Raw genomic sequence first — 15,735 nt, forward strand, 5'->3', positions numbered from 1 at the left:
CAGTTGTTGGCGCTCGATAGCCTGGACGCGCAATTGACCGCCCAGCGCAACCTGGCTGCGCGCTGGAAGGCCGTGGATCTGCTGCGCGAGCCCACACCCGCTGCGAAGGCTGCCATGGCCGCCTTGGATGCCAACTACGCACCGATCCAACAAAGCCTGCAAACCTTGGGTGAAACACTCAAGGCGCAGAACGTCAGCGCGGACATTCAGGCACGCTTCGACACCTTGCAAGGCGCGGTCAAGGGCCTGGACAGCCAATCCCTGCGCGCCGTGGGTTGGTGGCCGGATGGCTACGACCGCTTCACGTCGGCGCTCGGTGCCATGCAGGCATTGCGCGAGCAGATCGCGCTGGATACCGGCCTGATCCTCGACCCCTGGTTGGAAACCTACCTGACGATGCAAATCGCCACGCAGCAGACGCCCGACCTGATCGAGCGCATCGGCCGCATGGCGGGCATCGGCCAGTCGTCCATCGCGTCGGGGCAGTTCACTTTGCAGAGCCGCTTGCAGATGCGTGACCTGCGCAGCCGCATCGGTGATGCGCGGGATCAACTGATCAAGGCCGCCGTATCGCTCAAGGCCAAGCCTTACGCGGGTATGGAGCCGTGGACCGCGCAGTACGACAACAGCCTGCAGGTGCTGGACAACGAACTCAAAGTGCTGGACGACGGCGTGTTCGGCGGCACGATCAAACTCGACACCGCTGCTTTCGAGCGCAGTGTCGACGCCATGCTGAGCAGCCTCGGCGCACTGCGCAACCAGTCGCTCAATTCCCTGGACGCGCGCCTGGCGTATTACCACGATCGCTCACTGCAGCAATTTATCCCGGTGGCGGCGACATTCGGCTTGCTGGCCTTGGCGGCGCTGTACCTGTTTATGAGCTTGCAAGCTTCTATCCGGCGTAGCGCCAGTGGCATCACGACCCTGGCCGAGTCCCTGCGCGACGGCAATCTGTGCGTGGAAGTGGCGGTGCAGGGGCGTGACGAATTGGCGGCGATCAGCACGGCATTGAACGTGGCGGTGATGCAACTGCGCACTAGCCTGCTGGGGGTCAATCACGAAACCCAGCAGCTCGGCTCGGCGGTGATCACCCTCAACACCCAATCGGGTAGCACCCTCAGCGAAGTCGAAGACCAGCAACATCAGATCAGCCAGATCGCCGCCGCCGCCACGCAGCTGGCCGCCACCTCCATGGGGGTCGCCAGAAGTTGCGAACAGGCCTCCGGCAGCGCCCAGCAAACCCGGCGCATCGCCGAGGACAGCAGCCGCGACAGCGAACGCACCACGGCCAGCATCCAGCAGCTCAACCAACGCCTGACCGACACTGCCGCGGCGTTGCAGCAAGTCAGCGATCAGGGCCAGCAGATTCAATCGGTGGTCGACACCATCCGCGGTATCGCCGAGCAGACCAACCTGCTGGCGCTCAACGCCGCCATCGAAGCGGCGCGCGCCGGTGAGCAAGGGCGCGGCTTTGCGGTGGTGGCCGATGAAGTGCGCAGCCTGTCCCAACGCACTCAGGCATCCACCGCGCAGATCGCCGGCACGGTAGACAGCCTGCGCGCCACCGTGACCCAGGCCGTCACCCTGATGGGCGCCGCGTGCGAACAAGCACTGAGCGATGCCGAATCGGTCACCGGGCTGGGCGTGCGATTGGGCGAGATCGCCGGCGCGGTGCAGAACGTCACCGACACCTTGGCGCAAATCGCCACGGCGGTAGAGGAACAAGCGACCACGGCGGATGAAGTCAGCGGCAATATTCAACAAGTCGACCAGGCCGCCGGGCGCTTGCTCGACGGCGCCCGCGCTGTGAACCGCGCGGCGGACACCCTGAGCAAGGGCAGCCAGGCGCTGAGCGATAACACGGCGCGGTTCCGCCTGGATTGAGACAAGCACCTGACGGAGATTGCGCGCCACTCCCACGTTTTAGGCCCGACCGGTACGGCGTGATCACCCACCCAGGATGCAGGCTGAGACCCGCGAACGCATTGTAGTGAGCGGGCTTGCCCCGCGCTGGGCTGCGAAGCGGCCCCAAGACCGGCAACGCGGTGTACCGAATCAACGCGGCGTGTGTAAGAGGGGCTGCTTCGCAGCCCAGCGCGGGGCAAGCCCGCTCACCACAGAAGACGCGCTCGCCACAAATAAAACGCATGGACGTACACCCTCCCAGATGTTCCAAAGCCCGCTGAGACATCAGAGCCAGGCGGCGTCCCATAACGAAAAATCTCCAACCCGCTCCACCAGGCCGGCCCGCAGGGGATTGGCAATGATGTAGTGAGCCATCTTGCACACATCGTCCTGCGCACGCACCGCCCTGTCGTGATAACCGGGTTGCCAGACCCGCTCCTTGCTTTGGCGGCGTCGGTTGATGGTCAGCGTACTTCGTGACTTCACGCGCCTTATCACATCGGGCAAATTCCGTTGCTTCAACTCAAATAGCCAATGCACATGGTCTGGCATCACGACCCAGGCCAAAGAATCAACTAGGCCCAGTTCATGCGCCTGCCGCAGCTCGGCAACCAGCAGCCGACCCAGATAGAGGTCAGTGAACAAACGGCGACGGTGGTTCACAACGAAGGTCACTAGGTAGCTACGTCCATGTTCCGAATAGCGACCGTGACGCAGGCGATGGGATTGAGGGGGGAAGCGCATTGCGTTGCTCTATATGACTGTTCTGAAGAGCTTTAACGCTAGCCCGAGATGAGTGACGAGCATCTGTCAGTTGATGACCAGATGTATTCAGACTTGCTCGCCTGCAGCCCTGCAAGCTGACCGTAAGCAGCGATGCCCTTTCTGTTGATCAGACTCGTTATGGTGAACGGGGCTTTTTGTGGTGAACGGGGCTCTTGTGGTGAAGGGACTTTTTTGTGGTGAGCGGGGCTCTTGTGGTGAGCGGGCTTGCCCCGCGCTGGGCTGCGAAGCAGCCCCTCATAAGACCACCACGGTCACCCAGACAAACCGCGTCGCTGGTTTTGGGGCCGCTTCGCAGCCCAGCGCGGGGCAAGCCCGCTCGCCACAGAAAGCTTAAAGCCCGCCCACCCCATCAAGCTCTCCCAATCCAACAAGGCTGTTCATAGCAGCAAGTCCGCTCAGCACAAACAGAGGTTCGGGTGTCGTTTCAGGAACCTTCGAAGCTGAGGGGGCTCACTAGTTGGGTCGCTCTTTTTTTGCTGAAAGGACTCCGCATGCCTTCCACCCCGCCAGCGCTCCCTGAGCACGGCCCTATCAAACGCGAGCTGAGCCTGCGCGCCGTCGTCACCGGTACGCTGCTCGGTATCCTGCTCACGCCTTCCAATGTCTACGCCGGGCTGAAGATCGGCTGGTCGTTCAATATGTCGATCATTGCCCTGCTGGTCGGCTACGCAATCTGGCAAGACCTGGCCCGGCGTTCGTCCCAGGCGCTGCCGTGGACGTTGCATGAAAGCAATATCAACCAGACCGTCGCCTCGGCCGCCGCGTCGATCATCTCCGGCGGGCTGGTGGCGCCGATTCCGGCCTATACCTTGCTGACCGGCAACCAGTTGGACGCGTTGCCGATGATCGCCTGGGTGTTCTCGGTGAGTTTTCTGGGGATCTGGATCGCCTGGTACCTGCGGCCCTCGTTGCTCAATGACAACGCGCTGAAATTTCCCGAAGGCATGGCCACCCTGGAAACCCTGCTGCACATCTACAACCATGGCCGCGAAGCCGCGACGCGCTTGAAAGTGCTGCTGGTCGCTGCGTTGCTGTCCGGGCTGGTCAAATGGGTGGACACGTTTCTATGGACCCTGCCGCGCTGGTCGCCGAGCGCCCACTTGGAGCGCCTGACCTTCAGTGCCGACCCATCGCTGTTGCTGGTGGGGTTTGGCGGCATCATCGGCATCCGCGTCGGCCTGACCCTGTTGCTCGGCGCCGTGCTCGCCTGGGGTGGGCTTGCGCCATGGCTGCTGGCCGAAGGCTTGGTGATCGTGCCCGCCGGCAGCACCGGCCCGCAGTTTGCCGCGCTGGTGGAATGGCTGTTGTGGCCGGGCGTGAGCCTGATGGTGTGTTCGACCTTGGCATCTCTGGCTATTCGGTTGTGGGCGCTATATGCGTCCAGCCGCTCTACCGGGGCGCAGGCTTGGCGTGTGCCCAAGCCCGGTCCGGCCGCTGGATTCGTGCTGGCGATTGCCTTGGTGGTCAGCCTGCAGGCGCTGTTGTTCGGCATCAACCTGTGGATGGCGCTGCTGACCATTCCGTTGGCGATCTGCCTGGCCGCGGTGGCCGCGCGCGTGGTGGGCGCCACGGGTATTCCGCCGATTGGCGCCATCGGGCAGTTGTCCCAGCTGAGTTTTGGCATCGTCGCGCCGGGCCAGGTGCCGATCAACCTGATGAGCGCTAACACCGCAGGCGGTTCAGCCGGGCAGTGCACCGACCTGATGAATGATTTCAAGGTGGGCAAGGCGATTGGCGCCACACCGCATAAACAGGTGATCGCGCAAATCCTGGGGATTTTTATCGGCAGCATCGTCGGCGTATTCGCTTACCTGGCGCTGATCCCCGACCCACAAGCCATGTTGTTGACCGAGCAGTGGCCTGCTCCGGCCGTCGCCACCTGGAAAGCCGTGGCGCAAACCCTGACCCATGGGCTTGACTCGTTGTCGATCAGTATCCGCTGGGCGATTGGGTTGGGCGGCGTGATCGGGGTACTGCTCGGCATTCTGGACAGCACCTTGCCCGCGCACCGTGCGCGTTACCTGCCCAGTGCCGCTGCGTTGGGCCTGGCATTCGTACTGCCGGCGTCGGTCTCGCTGATGATGGCCCTCGGCGCCGTGCTGACCTGGCTGGTGAGTTGCCGTTGGCCGAGCCTCACCGAGCGCTTTGCAATCACCGCTGCGGCGGGGTTGATCGCCGGGGAGAGTATCACCGGGGTCGGCGCTTCGCTGTGGGCGATGGTCAACGGCTGAGGTCGATACGGCTCGGCCTGCACCGAGCCGCTCGCCACACTCACGCGGTTGGTTAATGCACGGCACTCGGCCGCGTTGGCGTAGTCTGTTGCTACACACCTACTGTCGCCCGCGGAGTTTGTATGATCACTGTCCACCATCTGAACAACTCGCGCTCCCAGCGCATCCTGTGGCTACTGGAAGAACTGGGCCTGCCCTACGAGATCAAGCGTTACCAGCGCGACCCCAAGACCAACCTCGCGCCGGCTGAACTCAAAGCGGTCCACCCACTGGGCAAGTCCCCGGTGATCGAGGACGGCCCCCATGTGGTGATCGAGTCCGGCGCCATCGTTGACTACCTGATCCGCCGCCACGGCCAGGGCCGCTTGCAGCCCGATCCGGCCAGCGCCACCTACGACGAATACGTGCAATGGCTGCATTTCGCCGAAGGCTCGGCGATGCTGCCGTTGATGCTCAACCTGTATGTCGGCCGCCTGGGCGAGGCCGGCGCGCCGTTGCATCCGCGTATCGAATCGGAACTGGCCAACTACCTGGGCTACCTCAACGACGTGCTGGCGCGCACCCCGTACCTGGTGGGTGAAGCCATCAGCGGCGCGGATATCCAGATGAGTTTTATCGGCGAAATCGCCCAAGCCCAAGGCAAATTGCAGGCTTACCCGCATCTGGCGGCGTGGCTGCAACGCCTGCAAGCGCGCCCGGCCTACCGCAAAGCGGTGGAGCAGGGTGGCGAGTACGCGTTCGCCAAATGATCGTGTGATGCAGGCGGCATTGTCGGCGAGGAATGTTCAGATCCACACATCATTCGTCGCCGTGCGATCGCCGCCTTCATGCCCGGTGTTCAACACGCCACGCGGCTCGATCATCAGCAACCGGGCTTCGCCCTCCGCAGCCGTGCGGTGCTGCATGCCACGCGGCACCACATACAGTTCGCCTGGCGCCACATACACCGGCCCGTCCGGCAGATCGATGCGCAAGGTGCCTTCGAGCACCAGGAACGCTTCGTCGGTTTCCGGGTGGGCATGCCAGATGAACTCACCTTCAATGCGCACCACTTTGAATTGGTAGTCGTTCATTTGCGCAACGACCCTGGGGCTCCACTGTTCAGGGATAAGCGAAGCTTTGTGGGTGAGGTTGATCGGTTGTGCGGTGGGGTTTGACTGAGCCATCACGAAGCCTCTGATCATTTATAGGATGACCAGACTATCGACGCGATGGCCAAACGGGCTTGCACGATTGTGCGCGTCAGCGCACCCGCGTGCGGCTCTGCACCGCCAGGTCCAGGGCCTTTTGCATGTCCAGGCGGGCCGAGCGTCCTACGTCTTTGTCGTCAAGCTGGTAGTTGCGCTCCGAGGGCAGGATTGGCGCGGTGAGGTCTTGGGCGTCGCTGCGTTCGAAATCATGCTGATCACCGATGGTCATGGCGCTACGGCGCAGCAGCATGCGCAGTTGCTCGGGCTGCAACTGCGGGTTAATCGACAGCATCGCCGCCGCGAGGCCGGCCACCATTGGCGTCGCGTACGAGGTGCCGCAATGCACGGCGCCTTGTTCGTCGGCCCCCGGCGTCGAAGCGTGGGTGCAGGCTGCGGCGGTGATGTCCACGCGCATATCCACGTTCGATGAGCTGCGGGTGACCGCATAGCCTGGATCATCCACCCCCACGTCAGTGCGCTCGCTGCGCTGGTGCCCGCCCACCACCAACAGTTGCTCGGTGATAAACGAGGAGGGCAGGCGATAGTCATCGGTGCCGGAGAACGCCGAGCCATTCCCCGCGGAATTCACCACGATCACGTCGGGATGTTCCTTGCGCAGCCACAGGAAAAACTCCTCCAGCAGTTCCTCGTAGCCGCTCATGGCGATGCCCGAGCGCACCAGGGAATCGACCTCCTTGCCGTTGACGTCTTGAGTGCCGACGCGATGGATACCCCAGCTCCAGTTCAGCACCCGCACGCCGTCCTCCACCAGGTTGACCGAGGCGGCGATGTTGGCGGTGATGCCGGCGTCGGAGTTGCGGTCAACGATGACCTCGAAGCCGCCGCTGGCCTTATCCAGACCGCTCAGCAAGCCCCGGTTGCCGCCCTTGTCCCAGCGCGCCGCGAGGATGCCGGTGACGGTAGTGCCATGGCTGTCGGGCTTGGAGGTGTCGCGAGCGTACACGCAGGTACGCTTCCCCGTGCATGCGCCGAGGTCGTCGGCGAAGTCCGCGGTGTCGAAATCCACGCCGCGTTCGATGACGCCGATGCGAATTGGTTGTGGCGTGATCGGTGTGTGGTGCCCAGGGATGCGCCGCTGATAGTAGGCCACCGCGTCGAGAAAACGGTTGGCGGCCCACTCATCGGAGTCCGGCGCAGGCTTGCTCGGCGTGGCCTGTGGCGCGGCCTGCTCCTGTTCTTCGGCGCCCGATTCTTCGATCACCACCGCATCTACCCCGGTCTCGCTGCCCAGGCGCAGCACCAGCGCGTCACGCTGCATCAGGTCTTTGGCGGGCAAACGTAGCTGGTAGACATTCAGCGGCGCGATGGCACCGACCACCGTCGCCCCGTATTTGCGGGCCAGGCGCTCGGCTTCCTGGCGGCCGTTCTGGTCTTCCTCGATCAGCACGCTGACCAGGTCCACATAGGTGGTCAGGCCGTCCATGTTCTTTGCCACTTCATCCGGGCGGGCGGCCACCACATGGCTGTGGCGCAGAGTGAGCCATGCCGCGTTACTGGTGCGCGGGCCGTCCTCCAGCCATAACGGGCCGCTCTGGTAGTGGCTGCTGTCGAGGCGCAGGCGCAGGGTGTTGCCGTCGCGCACAACGGCTGGCGCGGGCAGGGCCTTACCCGCCAGTTTCAACTGCGGCGTGGCAGCGCCCAGCCCGCGGACGCTGAGGCACCAGTCCTGCTCGCGGTTTTCCAGCAGGTCGCCGCAGCGCTTGAGGTTTTCCAGGCGCAGGGGCTCCTGGGCACAGGCGGCTGCGCTGGCGGCCAATGTGAAAAGGGTTGCGAGGACGGAGGATTTGAAGGGCATGGGCCAGGTTCTTTGCCGGGAGGTGTTGTTCCGACTACCGCAAGGTGTGCCGCGTTCCAAGACTTTGAACTCCTGCGGCGCCGCTTGGCTCCTATTTCGTAAGGTTCTGCACCAGGGATGTCGCGATGACCGATCTACACCTGCCCGCCGGTAAGCCCGGCACCGTCTTTGAAACCGACCTGCCGGCGCGGCTCGACCGCTTGCCCTGGGGGCGCTTTCACACCTTGCTGGTGTTCGCGCTGGGGATCACCTGGTTGCTCGACGGCCTGGAGGTGACCTTGGCCGGCTCAGTGTCCGGCGCCCTGAAGGCCAGCCCCGAACTGCGCATGAGCAATTTCGACATCGGCCTGGCCGGCGGCGTGTACATCGCTGGCGCCGTGCTCGGGGCGCTGTTGTTCGGCTGGCTCACCGATCGCCTGGGGCGGCGCAAGCTGTTCTTCATTACCTTGTGGCTGTACATCGGCGCTACGGCGGCCACCGCGTTTTCATTCAGCCTGGAGAGCTTTTTGCTGTTTCGCTTTCTCACCGGCATGGGCATCGGCGGCGAGTACACCGCGATCAATTCGACCATTCAGGAATTCACCCCGGCGCGTTATCGCGGCTGGGTCGACCTCACCATCAACGGCACCTTCTGGCTGGGGGCGGCGCTGGGTGCTGGTGGTGCCATTGTGTTGCTCGACCCTAACGTGGTCGGCGGCGACCTCGGCTGGCGCCTGTGTTTCGGCATCGGTGCGGCCCTGGGCCTGATTATTCTGGTGATGCGCCTGTGGTTGCCGGAAAGCCCGCGCTGGTTGCTGATTCACGGCCGGCACGACGAAGCCCTGCGCATCGTCGAAGGTATCGAAGCCCGCCTGCGCGACCAGGGCCACACACTGCCGGCGGTCAACAGCCCGGCTTTGCGGTTGCACCCTCGCGATCACACGCCCTTGGGTGAAATCTTTTACACCCTGTTCGTCAGCTTTCGCCGCCGGGCGCTGGTGGGCATGACCCTGCTGACCGCCCAGGCGTTTTTCTACAATGCGATCTTCTTCACCTACGCGCTGGTCTTGACTGACTTCTACCAAGTGCCCGCCGAACAGGTTGGCTGGTATGTGCTGCCGTTGGCCCTGGGCAATTTCTGTGGGCCGCTGCTGTTGGGGCGGCTATTCGACGTGATTGGCCGGCGCGTGATGATCAGCCTCACCTATGCGGTGTCTGGCGTGTTGCTGGCCCTGAGCGGTTACGCCTTTGCGCAAGGCTGGTTCGATGTGACCCAGCAAGCCATAGCGTGGATGGTGATCTTCTTCTTCGCGTCGGCTGCGGCCAGCTCGGCCTACCTGACCGTTGCCGAAACCTTTCCCCTGGAAATCCGCGCGTTGGCCATCGCGGTGTTTTATGCCTTCGGTACCGGGCTGGGCGGGATTATCGGGCCGACCCTGTTCGGGCAACTGATCCAGACACAGCAGCGTGGCAGCCTGTTGATCGGCTATCTGATCGGCGCCGCATTGATGTGCGGCGCGGCGCTGGTGCAGGCGATCTGGGGCGTGGCGGCGGAACGGCAAGCATTGGAAAGCGTGGCCAGGCCGTTGTCACAGGCCAAGGATTGAAGCGCGGCGGGCGAGTCAACGCCGCCGGCGCGATTCAAGCTCTTCGAATATTCCCATGCCCACCAGCATGGCGAGTACGAACACCAGCACCTGCCACTGCCCCGTCAGCACCAGCGCTATCGCCGGCCCGGGGCACAAGCCGGCAATCGCCCAGCCCATGCCGAACAGCAGGCTGCCCAGCACCAGGCGTTTGTCGATGCGGGTCTGCGTGGGCATCTGCATCGGCGCGCCCAGCAACGACATGTTGCGCCGTCGGGCGAAGTAGAACAGCACGCCGCTGACCATCAGCGCACCGCCCATCACCCATGCCAGCGAAGGGTCCCATTCGCCTGCGAGATCCAGAAACCCCATGACTTTGGCGGGATTGGTCATGCCGCTCAGGTACAGTCCCAGGCCGAAGATCAGGCCAGTCAGTAACGCCGTCAGTCGACGCATGTTCAAACCCCCAGCCAATGGCGGATCACATAGACCCCGACAAAGCCACTGCCCATAAAACACCCCACTGCCACCATCGAACGTGGCGACAATCGCGACAGCCCGCAGATCCCATGCCCGCTGGTACAACCGGCGCCATAGCGCGTCCCGATCCCCACCATCAACCCTGCCACCACCAACCCAAAACCGCCGACCGGAAACGACGAAGCCGGCAGTTCACCGAACAGCGACCACAGCCACGGAGAAACCAGCAGGCCGGTCAAGAACAGCGCTTTCTCGCCACGGCCCTCGCCATGGCGTGACAGCAGGCCGCCCAACAACCCGCTGATACCGGCGATGCGGCCGTTAAACAGAATGAACAGCCCGGCCGATAACCCAATAAGGGCACCGCCGAGCAGGGAGGACCAAGGGGTGAAATCTGGGGAGAGGGTCATGGGGTAGGACCAGTGGGGGAGGGTGATGTACCGCTAGCATAGTTTGGATGCTTGAGCCTGTGAAAGCTGGCTTTCGGTCGCATCCTTGAGACGTCGCCAGCAGAGGGGACCTTCACGATGACGGCGCATCAGCCCCCCTGCCTCAAGCGCAGTGCCGACGGTTCAGCAAGCCTGCGCCACCAACCCATTACTGACCCTGCGCCCCAACACCAGCACCGTGGCGAAGCCCAACACCACCAGCCCCGTAGCCATACTGAGCAGCACCGAGCTGCCCATCTGATCAACGATGCGTCCACCAAAGAACGAGCCCAGGGCGATGATCACCTGGAACAAGGCGACGAACAGCGGCATGCCGCGCTCCACGTCCTTGGGGGCGACGACGAACATCCAGATACTCGCGCAGGCCGGAAAGGCGCCGAAGGCGAAGCCCCACAGAGCGATCAGCATGGCGGCGCCGGTCAAGCCGGTGGCGAAGTACGGAAACAGCGCGGTGCTGGTGCCGATCATCAGCGCCACCAGCAACAAAGTGTGGCGCACGCTGCGGTTGGCGGCGAAGCCGGCGAAGATATTGCCCATCACGCCTGCCACGCCATACAGCAATAACAGCGAGCCAATGGTCGGCCCGTCGAAGCCGGAACTGTGCTTGAAGAACGGCGCCACATAGGTGTAAGCGGCAAAGTGCGCCAGGCCGATCAGCAGCACGGCAATCAAGCCGACTCGGGCCTGTGGGTTGATGAACAGCGCAGGTAGATCACTGATGCGAATGGCTTTCTCCGGGGTGAGCCGGGGCAGCAGGAAGATCTGCGCCAGCAGCACCGGCACGCCCACCAACGCGGTAACCAGAAACGTCATGCGCCAGCCCATCAGGCCGCTCAGCCAGGTCCCGACGGGCACGCCGAGCACGGTGGCCAGGGTTACGCCGACCATGATGATCGAAGTCGCCTGCGCCACGCCGACACCTTTGGGCGCCAGGCGTCCGCTCAGCGCAATGGCCGTGGCCCAGAAGCCGCCGATGCTGATGCCCAGTAACACACGGCCGAACAGCAACAAGCTGAAGTCGCTGGCATAGGCCACGACGGCGTTGGCGATGATCATGATCAGCGTCAGGCCGATCAGCAGATAGCGCCGGTCCATCGCGCCGATACTCACCGACAGCAACGGCGCTGCCAGCGCGGCCATGATGCCGGGCAGCGTCACCATCAGCCCGGCGTGGCCGGCGCTGATGCCTAAGTCGCTGGCGACGTCATTGAGCACCCCCACCGGCAGAAATTCGCTGGTAACCAGGGCGAAGGCGCCCACGGCGACCGACAGAATCGCCAACCACTGTTGTTTGACGCTTTGCTGATTATGTTCGGGAAGGCCACGAGGGGCCTGGCTGGCGCTTGGCATAAGTTGGGTTCCGGGAGAGGGCCGACTGAAGTCAGTCGACGGGGACGCGGGGAGGAAAGTGGAGGCGATTATAGGAAGCCGGTCTGGCGATTAAACAGGTCGGTGGTTCGATAGTGATCATCACTGCAATTAATGCGCGCTGCTCAACGAAGCGCTTTAAAGCGATAACGCGTAAATGTTTCGCAAACATCAAGGCGGAACGTACGCAGTTGCTGCTCCACTACAAAGGGACGCTTCGAAAGAAGCGGTTTGTATTTTTCCCGTCAATACAGTGAGTCCCAACACATGACTACGGTTAACAGCACGCCAACGACATCCTCTACCTCCCAGGCCAGTTACGTCACTCCAGGGGTTGACGACTCGACGGCCGCGTCGCGGCTCTTCGACGATCTTAATTCCTCTGTTGCGCTAGAGGGGGGGCTGTACGAGACCGCCAAGCAATCGGCCATCCATGGTTCTATTTTGAACAACTTCAATCCCCTGCCCACGCTTGAACAAATGCGTCTTCAAATCAGTGATTCTGATTGGAACTCAGTGGCAAACGTCCCCAGTGCTCGCCTGGGCGCGCTGCTCCATACGCCTTTGGGCAAGGAGCTGGGCAAAAAACTGGGAGAAAAGCTCAAGAGCCAGCTTGGCGGTGATCAATCTCCGACGAGTTTTGACCTCACGGCGGCGGGGGCCTTCAGTCTGTTGGAGAAAGGCAGCTCCTCCGAAGCGTCAGCCAACCCCACAAGCCCCACTCATTTTGCGGGCATTAAACTGAAGCCATTTGCTTCTAGCACCCCGCAAGAGGTATTCGACAACTTGGCCAGTAATCTCGTGCGCAAGGGCCTCGTCTCGCAAGCGTTGGCGCCTGCCGCGGCGTATTTGGTTTTGTGGAAAACCATGCCCGAATACCTCATTAGAGACATGCCTGCCAACTTCGATTTCAACTCCGCTGAAGGGATGAAGTTCACCGCCCAGGTACGCAAGATGGAGGCCGATGCGCCGGTGTCTGGCATTCAGCGTACGTATCAAGAAATTGAGGACCTGATGTATCCCGAGCGCGCAGAAGCCCGGCGAGCCCAGACGGTGATTTAACTTCGCTTCGCGCCGGGGGATTAGATTTCTGAGATAACGCTGGCATGGTCCTGAATTATCCAATAGGTTCTGGCTTCATTGTCCTGCGCCATCAACTCCTTCGGAATTCGCCCCATGCTTCTGCGTTCCAGCCTGTTATGCCTGTGCTTGTTCAGCGGTCTGTCTCAGGCCGCTGTCGACTGCTCCGCCCTGGCGGAAAAAATCTCCGGCACGGCGCCTGAATTTCATCCTGCGGTGCAGGGCAAGGTTATCGGCACCGGGCGCGCGCATTTTCATACCGCGCCGGATGAGGCTTGTGCCAACAAGAAGCTGTTCGTGATCCCCGGTGACGGCCTGACGGTCTACGCCATGCTGGAAGACCAGACTTGGGTGCAAGTGAATTTCGTCGCCAAGGATGGCGAGGACTACACCGGTTGGCTCAAGGCCGACCGGGTTGAGATTGGGGAGGCGTACGGCGCGCCGTCGGACGAGGTGGAGTGACCGGCGCCATGGAGGGCGCAAGCAGTCTGTCCAGGTAACCGCGAGGAGCTGTGCAATGGTGAACGACTGGAAGGGCCAGGTCGCGCTGGTGAGTGGCGCTGGCAGTGAGCAGGGGATTGGCCTGGCAATTGCCCGGCGGCTGGGAGCGGCGGGGGCAAAGCTGATCATCACCGGCAGCAGTGCCCGCATCCACGAGCGCGTCGCGCAATTGAGCGAGGAGGGTTACGAGGTGCAAGGGCGTGCGGCGGACCTCACCCAAGCCGATCAGGTCGCGCAATTGGTGGCGTGGGCCGAGTCGTGCTGGGGTCGAATCGATGTGCTGGTGAACAACGCGGGCATGGCGATGCAGGGCGACGCCGAAGCTTTCGCTGAGGTGGCCAGCATGAGCCTCGATGCTTGGAATGCGTCAATCGCGCGCAACCTGACCACGGCGTTTCTGCTGACCCGCGCGGTCCTGCCGGGGATGCAGCAGCGTCGTTACGGGCGCATCGTACAGGTCAGCTCCACCACCGGCACCCGAGTCAGCAACCCTGGCGAGGCGGCATATGCGGCGGCCAAAGCCGGCATGGTAGGGATGAACATGAGCCTGGCGTTGGAAGTTGCGCCCTTTGGCATCACCGTGAATTCGGTGGCGCCGGGGTGGATCGCGACGCAGTCCAGCACTGCCGAAGAAATCGCCGCCGCTCAGTATGTGCCCGTGGGGCGTGCCGGCAGGCCGGATGAGGTCGCGGCAGCGGTGGCGTTTCTGGCGTCGCCAGAGGCCAGCTACATCACCGGCGAACTGCTGGTGATCGACGGCGGCAACTGCCTGTCGGAGAACAAAGGCCCGCGTTGAGGTTCAGGCAAATGCCGCCACCATAAACGCCTCAAGCCCTTGCTCCTCAAGGATCTCGATGGAGAAGTGCCCGAAACGCTTGGGCAGCCAGATGATGCGCGTGCCCGACGGCGATTGCAGGTCCTCCAGGGCCAACGGTAGGCCGTTTTCGTCCTCGGGCTGCACACCCTTGGCGACCAGTTCGGCGTAAGCCAACTCAATGTCCGGCGTGGTGTAGCAATGCCGGTAAATCATGCCCTCACCGTGAGTGTCCAACAGCATCCGCAGGTTGCCGGCCAACGGCTGTACCAGCATAAAACGCTCCTGGCCCATCAGCGCTACCGCATAGCGCACATGCAGGCCGCCGCGTTCCCAGACCTGGGTCGTGGAGATGCGCGAATTAAGAATGTTGGCGTAATAAGCGCACGCCTCGTCGAGGTCTTCGACCAAGATATCGACGTGACTGAATTTCAGATCCATTGCTGGCCATCCGGCGAAAGAGGGAAGCCCACGACAGTAGCCGATTTGCGTGTCCCAAAACACCTTGTGCCAATTCTAGGATTCAGCTCCCGGCGGATGACCGAAATACGCCTTATAGGCATGGTTGAAGTTGGCAGGGTTGGCGTAGCCCAGGCGGTGGGCAATCTGCGCGACGTGCCATTTGCGCTGGCGCAGTAGGGTGCGCGCCAGTTCCAGGCGTTGTTGGCGCACGTAATTGAGCATCGACTGGCCGTACACGCGGCTGAAGGCGCGTCTCAGGGTGGTTTCGCCCACGCCCAGTTCCCGTGCCAGCGCCAGCGTACCGGGCGGGTTCATCAGGTTGGTGTCGAGCTTGAAGCGTGCCTCGTGTGCCAGGTCCGAATGGCTGCGCAGCGGGGCCATGGGCTTGGCTGGCTGCGGCGCCAGATGTGTCGCCAACTCGACCAGCACGGCCAGGCTCAGGCTTTCCTGATTCAGCCGCTCCAACGCCCCTTGGTAGGGCGAGTGATAAAGGCGCTCGAACAAACGCCCGACGGCGCGACAGCCATGCAACTCTGAAAAGTGCATGCCATCGTCGAGCAGCCTGGCCAGGGGTTGCAGTGACGGGTCTTCTTCGGCCAACTCGCGAAGATAGTCGCCGCCGATGCGCAGCCCCGCCATGCGCGCACGGCTGCCGGCAGGCATCTGGTCCATGGCTTCCATGCTTTCGCTCAAGCCCAGTACATGGGGCGCGCCGGGTGTGTATTGATTGAGCCGACCGTCCACCCGATGCTGCCATTGCCCACCCAGCACCTGCACGATGCACACGCTGTCGGGCAGCACTTTGTGGATGCGCAACGGCTCGGGAAACTGCAAGTCGCAGTCGAAATATTGCACATGTGGCCGCACCGTCTGCGCGCGGTAATGGCCGATCGCGCTGCCCATGACCTGCCGTGCGCTGTCATCGAATACACCGGCCTGGTCCAGGGCCTCCGGGTGATCGAAGCAGAAGTGAGTGTCCAAGTAGGGGTTGCGGCGGTCCATTGGCAAAAGCGTCCGTTAGAGCTGGTGGGCAGCGTTGCATGATATCGACATCGGGCAGGCCGATCAGTTGTTGTGAGTCACGGCCT

15 protein-coding genes are annotated in these 15,735 nt (G+C 62.8%); 7 read left to right on the top strand and 8 right to left on the bottom strand.

What is annotated here, in order from left to right; genetic code table 11:
- Positions 1 to 1,191: 1,191 nt before the first annotated feature.
- Positions 1,192 to 1,884, top strand: coding sequence for a methyl-accepting chemotaxis protein (locus K1567_RS28095; protein ID WP_371263991.1), 693 nt, complete (start codon positions 1,192 to 1,194; stop codon positions 1,882 to 1,884).
- 306 nt (positions 1,885 to 2,190) lie between these two features.
- Here K1567_RS28095 and K1567_RS25550 read toward each other — a convergent pair whose 3' ends face one another.
- Entirely contained in the window at positions 2,191 to 2,649 is a 459-nt protein-coding gene (locus K1567_RS25550) for an REP-associated tyrosine transposase (RefSeq protein ID WP_220698977.1), read from the bottom strand.
- A gap of 533 nt (positions 2,650 to 3,182) precedes the next feature.
- Between K1567_RS25550 and K1567_RS25555 the strand changes: the two genes are divergently transcribed.
- Complete coding sequence (locus K1567_RS25555) at positions 3,183 to 4,922, top strand: OPT family oligopeptide transporter (RefSeq protein ID WP_220698978.1); 1,740 nt, start codon at positions 3,183 to 3,185, stop codon at positions 4,920 to 4,922.
- Between the two features lie 122 nt (positions 4,923 to 5,044).
- Positions 5,045 to 5,671 carry a glutathione S-transferase family protein gene (locus K1567_RS25560; RefSeq protein WP_220698979.1) on the top strand — a complete coding sequence of 209 codons (627 nt, stop codon included), beginning with the start codon at positions 5,045 to 5,047 and terminating at the stop codon, positions 5,669 to 5,671.
- A gap of 36 nt (positions 5,672 to 5,707) precedes the next feature.
- Here the strand turns inward: K1567_RS25560 and K1567_RS25565 are convergent, their stop codons facing one another.
- Together K1567_RS25565 and K1567_RS25570 are read right to left on the bottom strand one after the other, a co-directional pair.
- On the bottom strand, positions 5,708 to 6,088 hold the full coding sequence (locus K1567_RS25565; RefSeq protein ID WP_034099257.1) for a cupin domain-containing protein: 381 nt from the start codon (positions 6,086 to 6,088) through the stop codon (positions 5,708 to 5,710).
- Between the two features lie 76 nt (positions 6,089 to 6,164).
- On the bottom strand, positions 6,165 to 7,928 hold the full coding sequence (locus tag K1567_RS25570; protein WP_184336098.1) for a S8/S53 family peptidase: 1,764 nt from the start codon (positions 7,926 to 7,928) through the stop codon (positions 6,165 to 6,167).
- Positions 7,929 to 8,053: 125 nt separating this feature from the next.
- Here K1567_RS25570 and K1567_RS25575 point away from each other — a divergent pair, with 125 nt between their 5' ends.
- Positions 8,054 to 9,514, top strand: coding sequence for an MFS transporter (locus K1567_RS25575; RefSeq protein ID WP_034099255.1), 1,461 nt, complete (start codon positions 8,054 to 8,056; stop codon positions 9,512 to 9,514).
- Positions 9,515 to 9,529: 15 nt separating this feature from the next.
- Here the strand turns inward: K1567_RS25575 and K1567_RS25580 are convergent, their stop codons facing one another.
- The 3 genes from K1567_RS25580 to K1567_RS25590 all read right to left on the bottom strand — a co-directional run bounded on the left by K1567_RS25580 (position 9,530) and on the right by K1567_RS25590 (position 11,772).
- Positions 9,530 to 9,949: a YeeE/YedE family protein gene (locus tag K1567_RS25580; protein WP_220698980.1), complete on the bottom strand. Its 420-nt coding sequence runs from the start codon at positions 9,947 to 9,949 to the stop codon at positions 9,530 to 9,532.
- 2 nt (positions 9,950 to 9,951) lie between these two features.
- Entirely contained in the window at positions 9,952 to 10,383 is a 432-nt protein-coding gene (locus K1567_RS25585; RefSeq protein ID WP_034099251.1) for a YeeE/YedE family protein, read from the bottom strand.
- A 162-nt stretch (positions 10,384 to 10,545) separates the two neighbouring features.
- A complete protein-coding gene (locus tag K1567_RS25590) occupies positions 10,546 to 11,772 on the bottom strand; it encodes an MFS transporter (protein ID WP_034099249.1) in 1,227 nt (408 codons plus the stop codon).
- Between the two features lie 285 nt (positions 11,773 to 12,057).
- On the opposite strand from K1567_RS25590, the gene K1567_RS25595 reads away from it, so the two are divergent.
- The 3 genes from K1567_RS25595 to K1567_RS25605 all read left to right on the top strand — a co-directional run bounded on the left by K1567_RS25595 (position 12,058) and on the right by K1567_RS25605 (position 14,167).
- On the top strand, positions 12,058 to 12,852 hold the full coding sequence (locus K1567_RS25595; RefSeq protein WP_047882074.1) for a hypothetical protein: 795 nt from the start codon (positions 12,058 to 12,060) through the stop codon (positions 12,850 to 12,852).
- A gap of 114 nt (positions 12,853 to 12,966) precedes the next feature.
- Positions 12,967 to 13,332 (top strand): hypothetical protein, encoded by a 366-nt coding sequence (locus K1567_RS25600; RefSeq protein ID WP_034136833.1) that lies wholly within the window; start codon positions 12,967 to 12,969, stop codon positions 13,330 to 13,332.
- Positions 13,333 to 13,387: 55 nt separating this feature from the next.
- On the top strand, positions 13,388 to 14,167 hold the full coding sequence (locus K1567_RS25605) for an SDR family NAD(P)-dependent oxidoreductase (protein ID WP_034099242.1): 780 nt from the start codon (positions 13,388 to 13,390) through the stop codon (positions 14,165 to 14,167).
- Between the two features lie 3 nt (positions 14,168 to 14,170).
- On the opposite strand, the gene K1567_RS25610 is transcribed toward K1567_RS25605, so the two are convergent.
- Positions 14,171 to 14,626, bottom strand: coding sequence for a VOC family protein (locus K1567_RS25610; protein ID WP_169868995.1), 456 nt, complete (start codon positions 14,624 to 14,626; stop codon positions 14,171 to 14,173).
- A gap of 75 nt (positions 14,627 to 14,701) precedes the next feature.
- Positions 14,702 to 15,649 (bottom strand): AraC family transcriptional regulator, encoded by a 948-nt coding sequence (locus K1567_RS25615; RefSeq protein ID WP_220698981.1) that lies wholly within the window; start codon positions 15,647 to 15,649, stop codon positions 14,702 to 14,704.
- Between the last annotated feature and the right edge of the window lie 86 nt (positions 15,650 to 15,735).

The sequence above is a fragment of the Pseudomonas sp. S5F11 genome (assembly GCF_019641515.1).
In the GTDB taxonomy this organism is placed as follows: Bacteria; Pseudomonadota; Gammaproteobacteria; order Pseudomonadales; family Pseudomonadaceae; genus Aquipseudomonas; species Aquipseudomonas rhodesiae.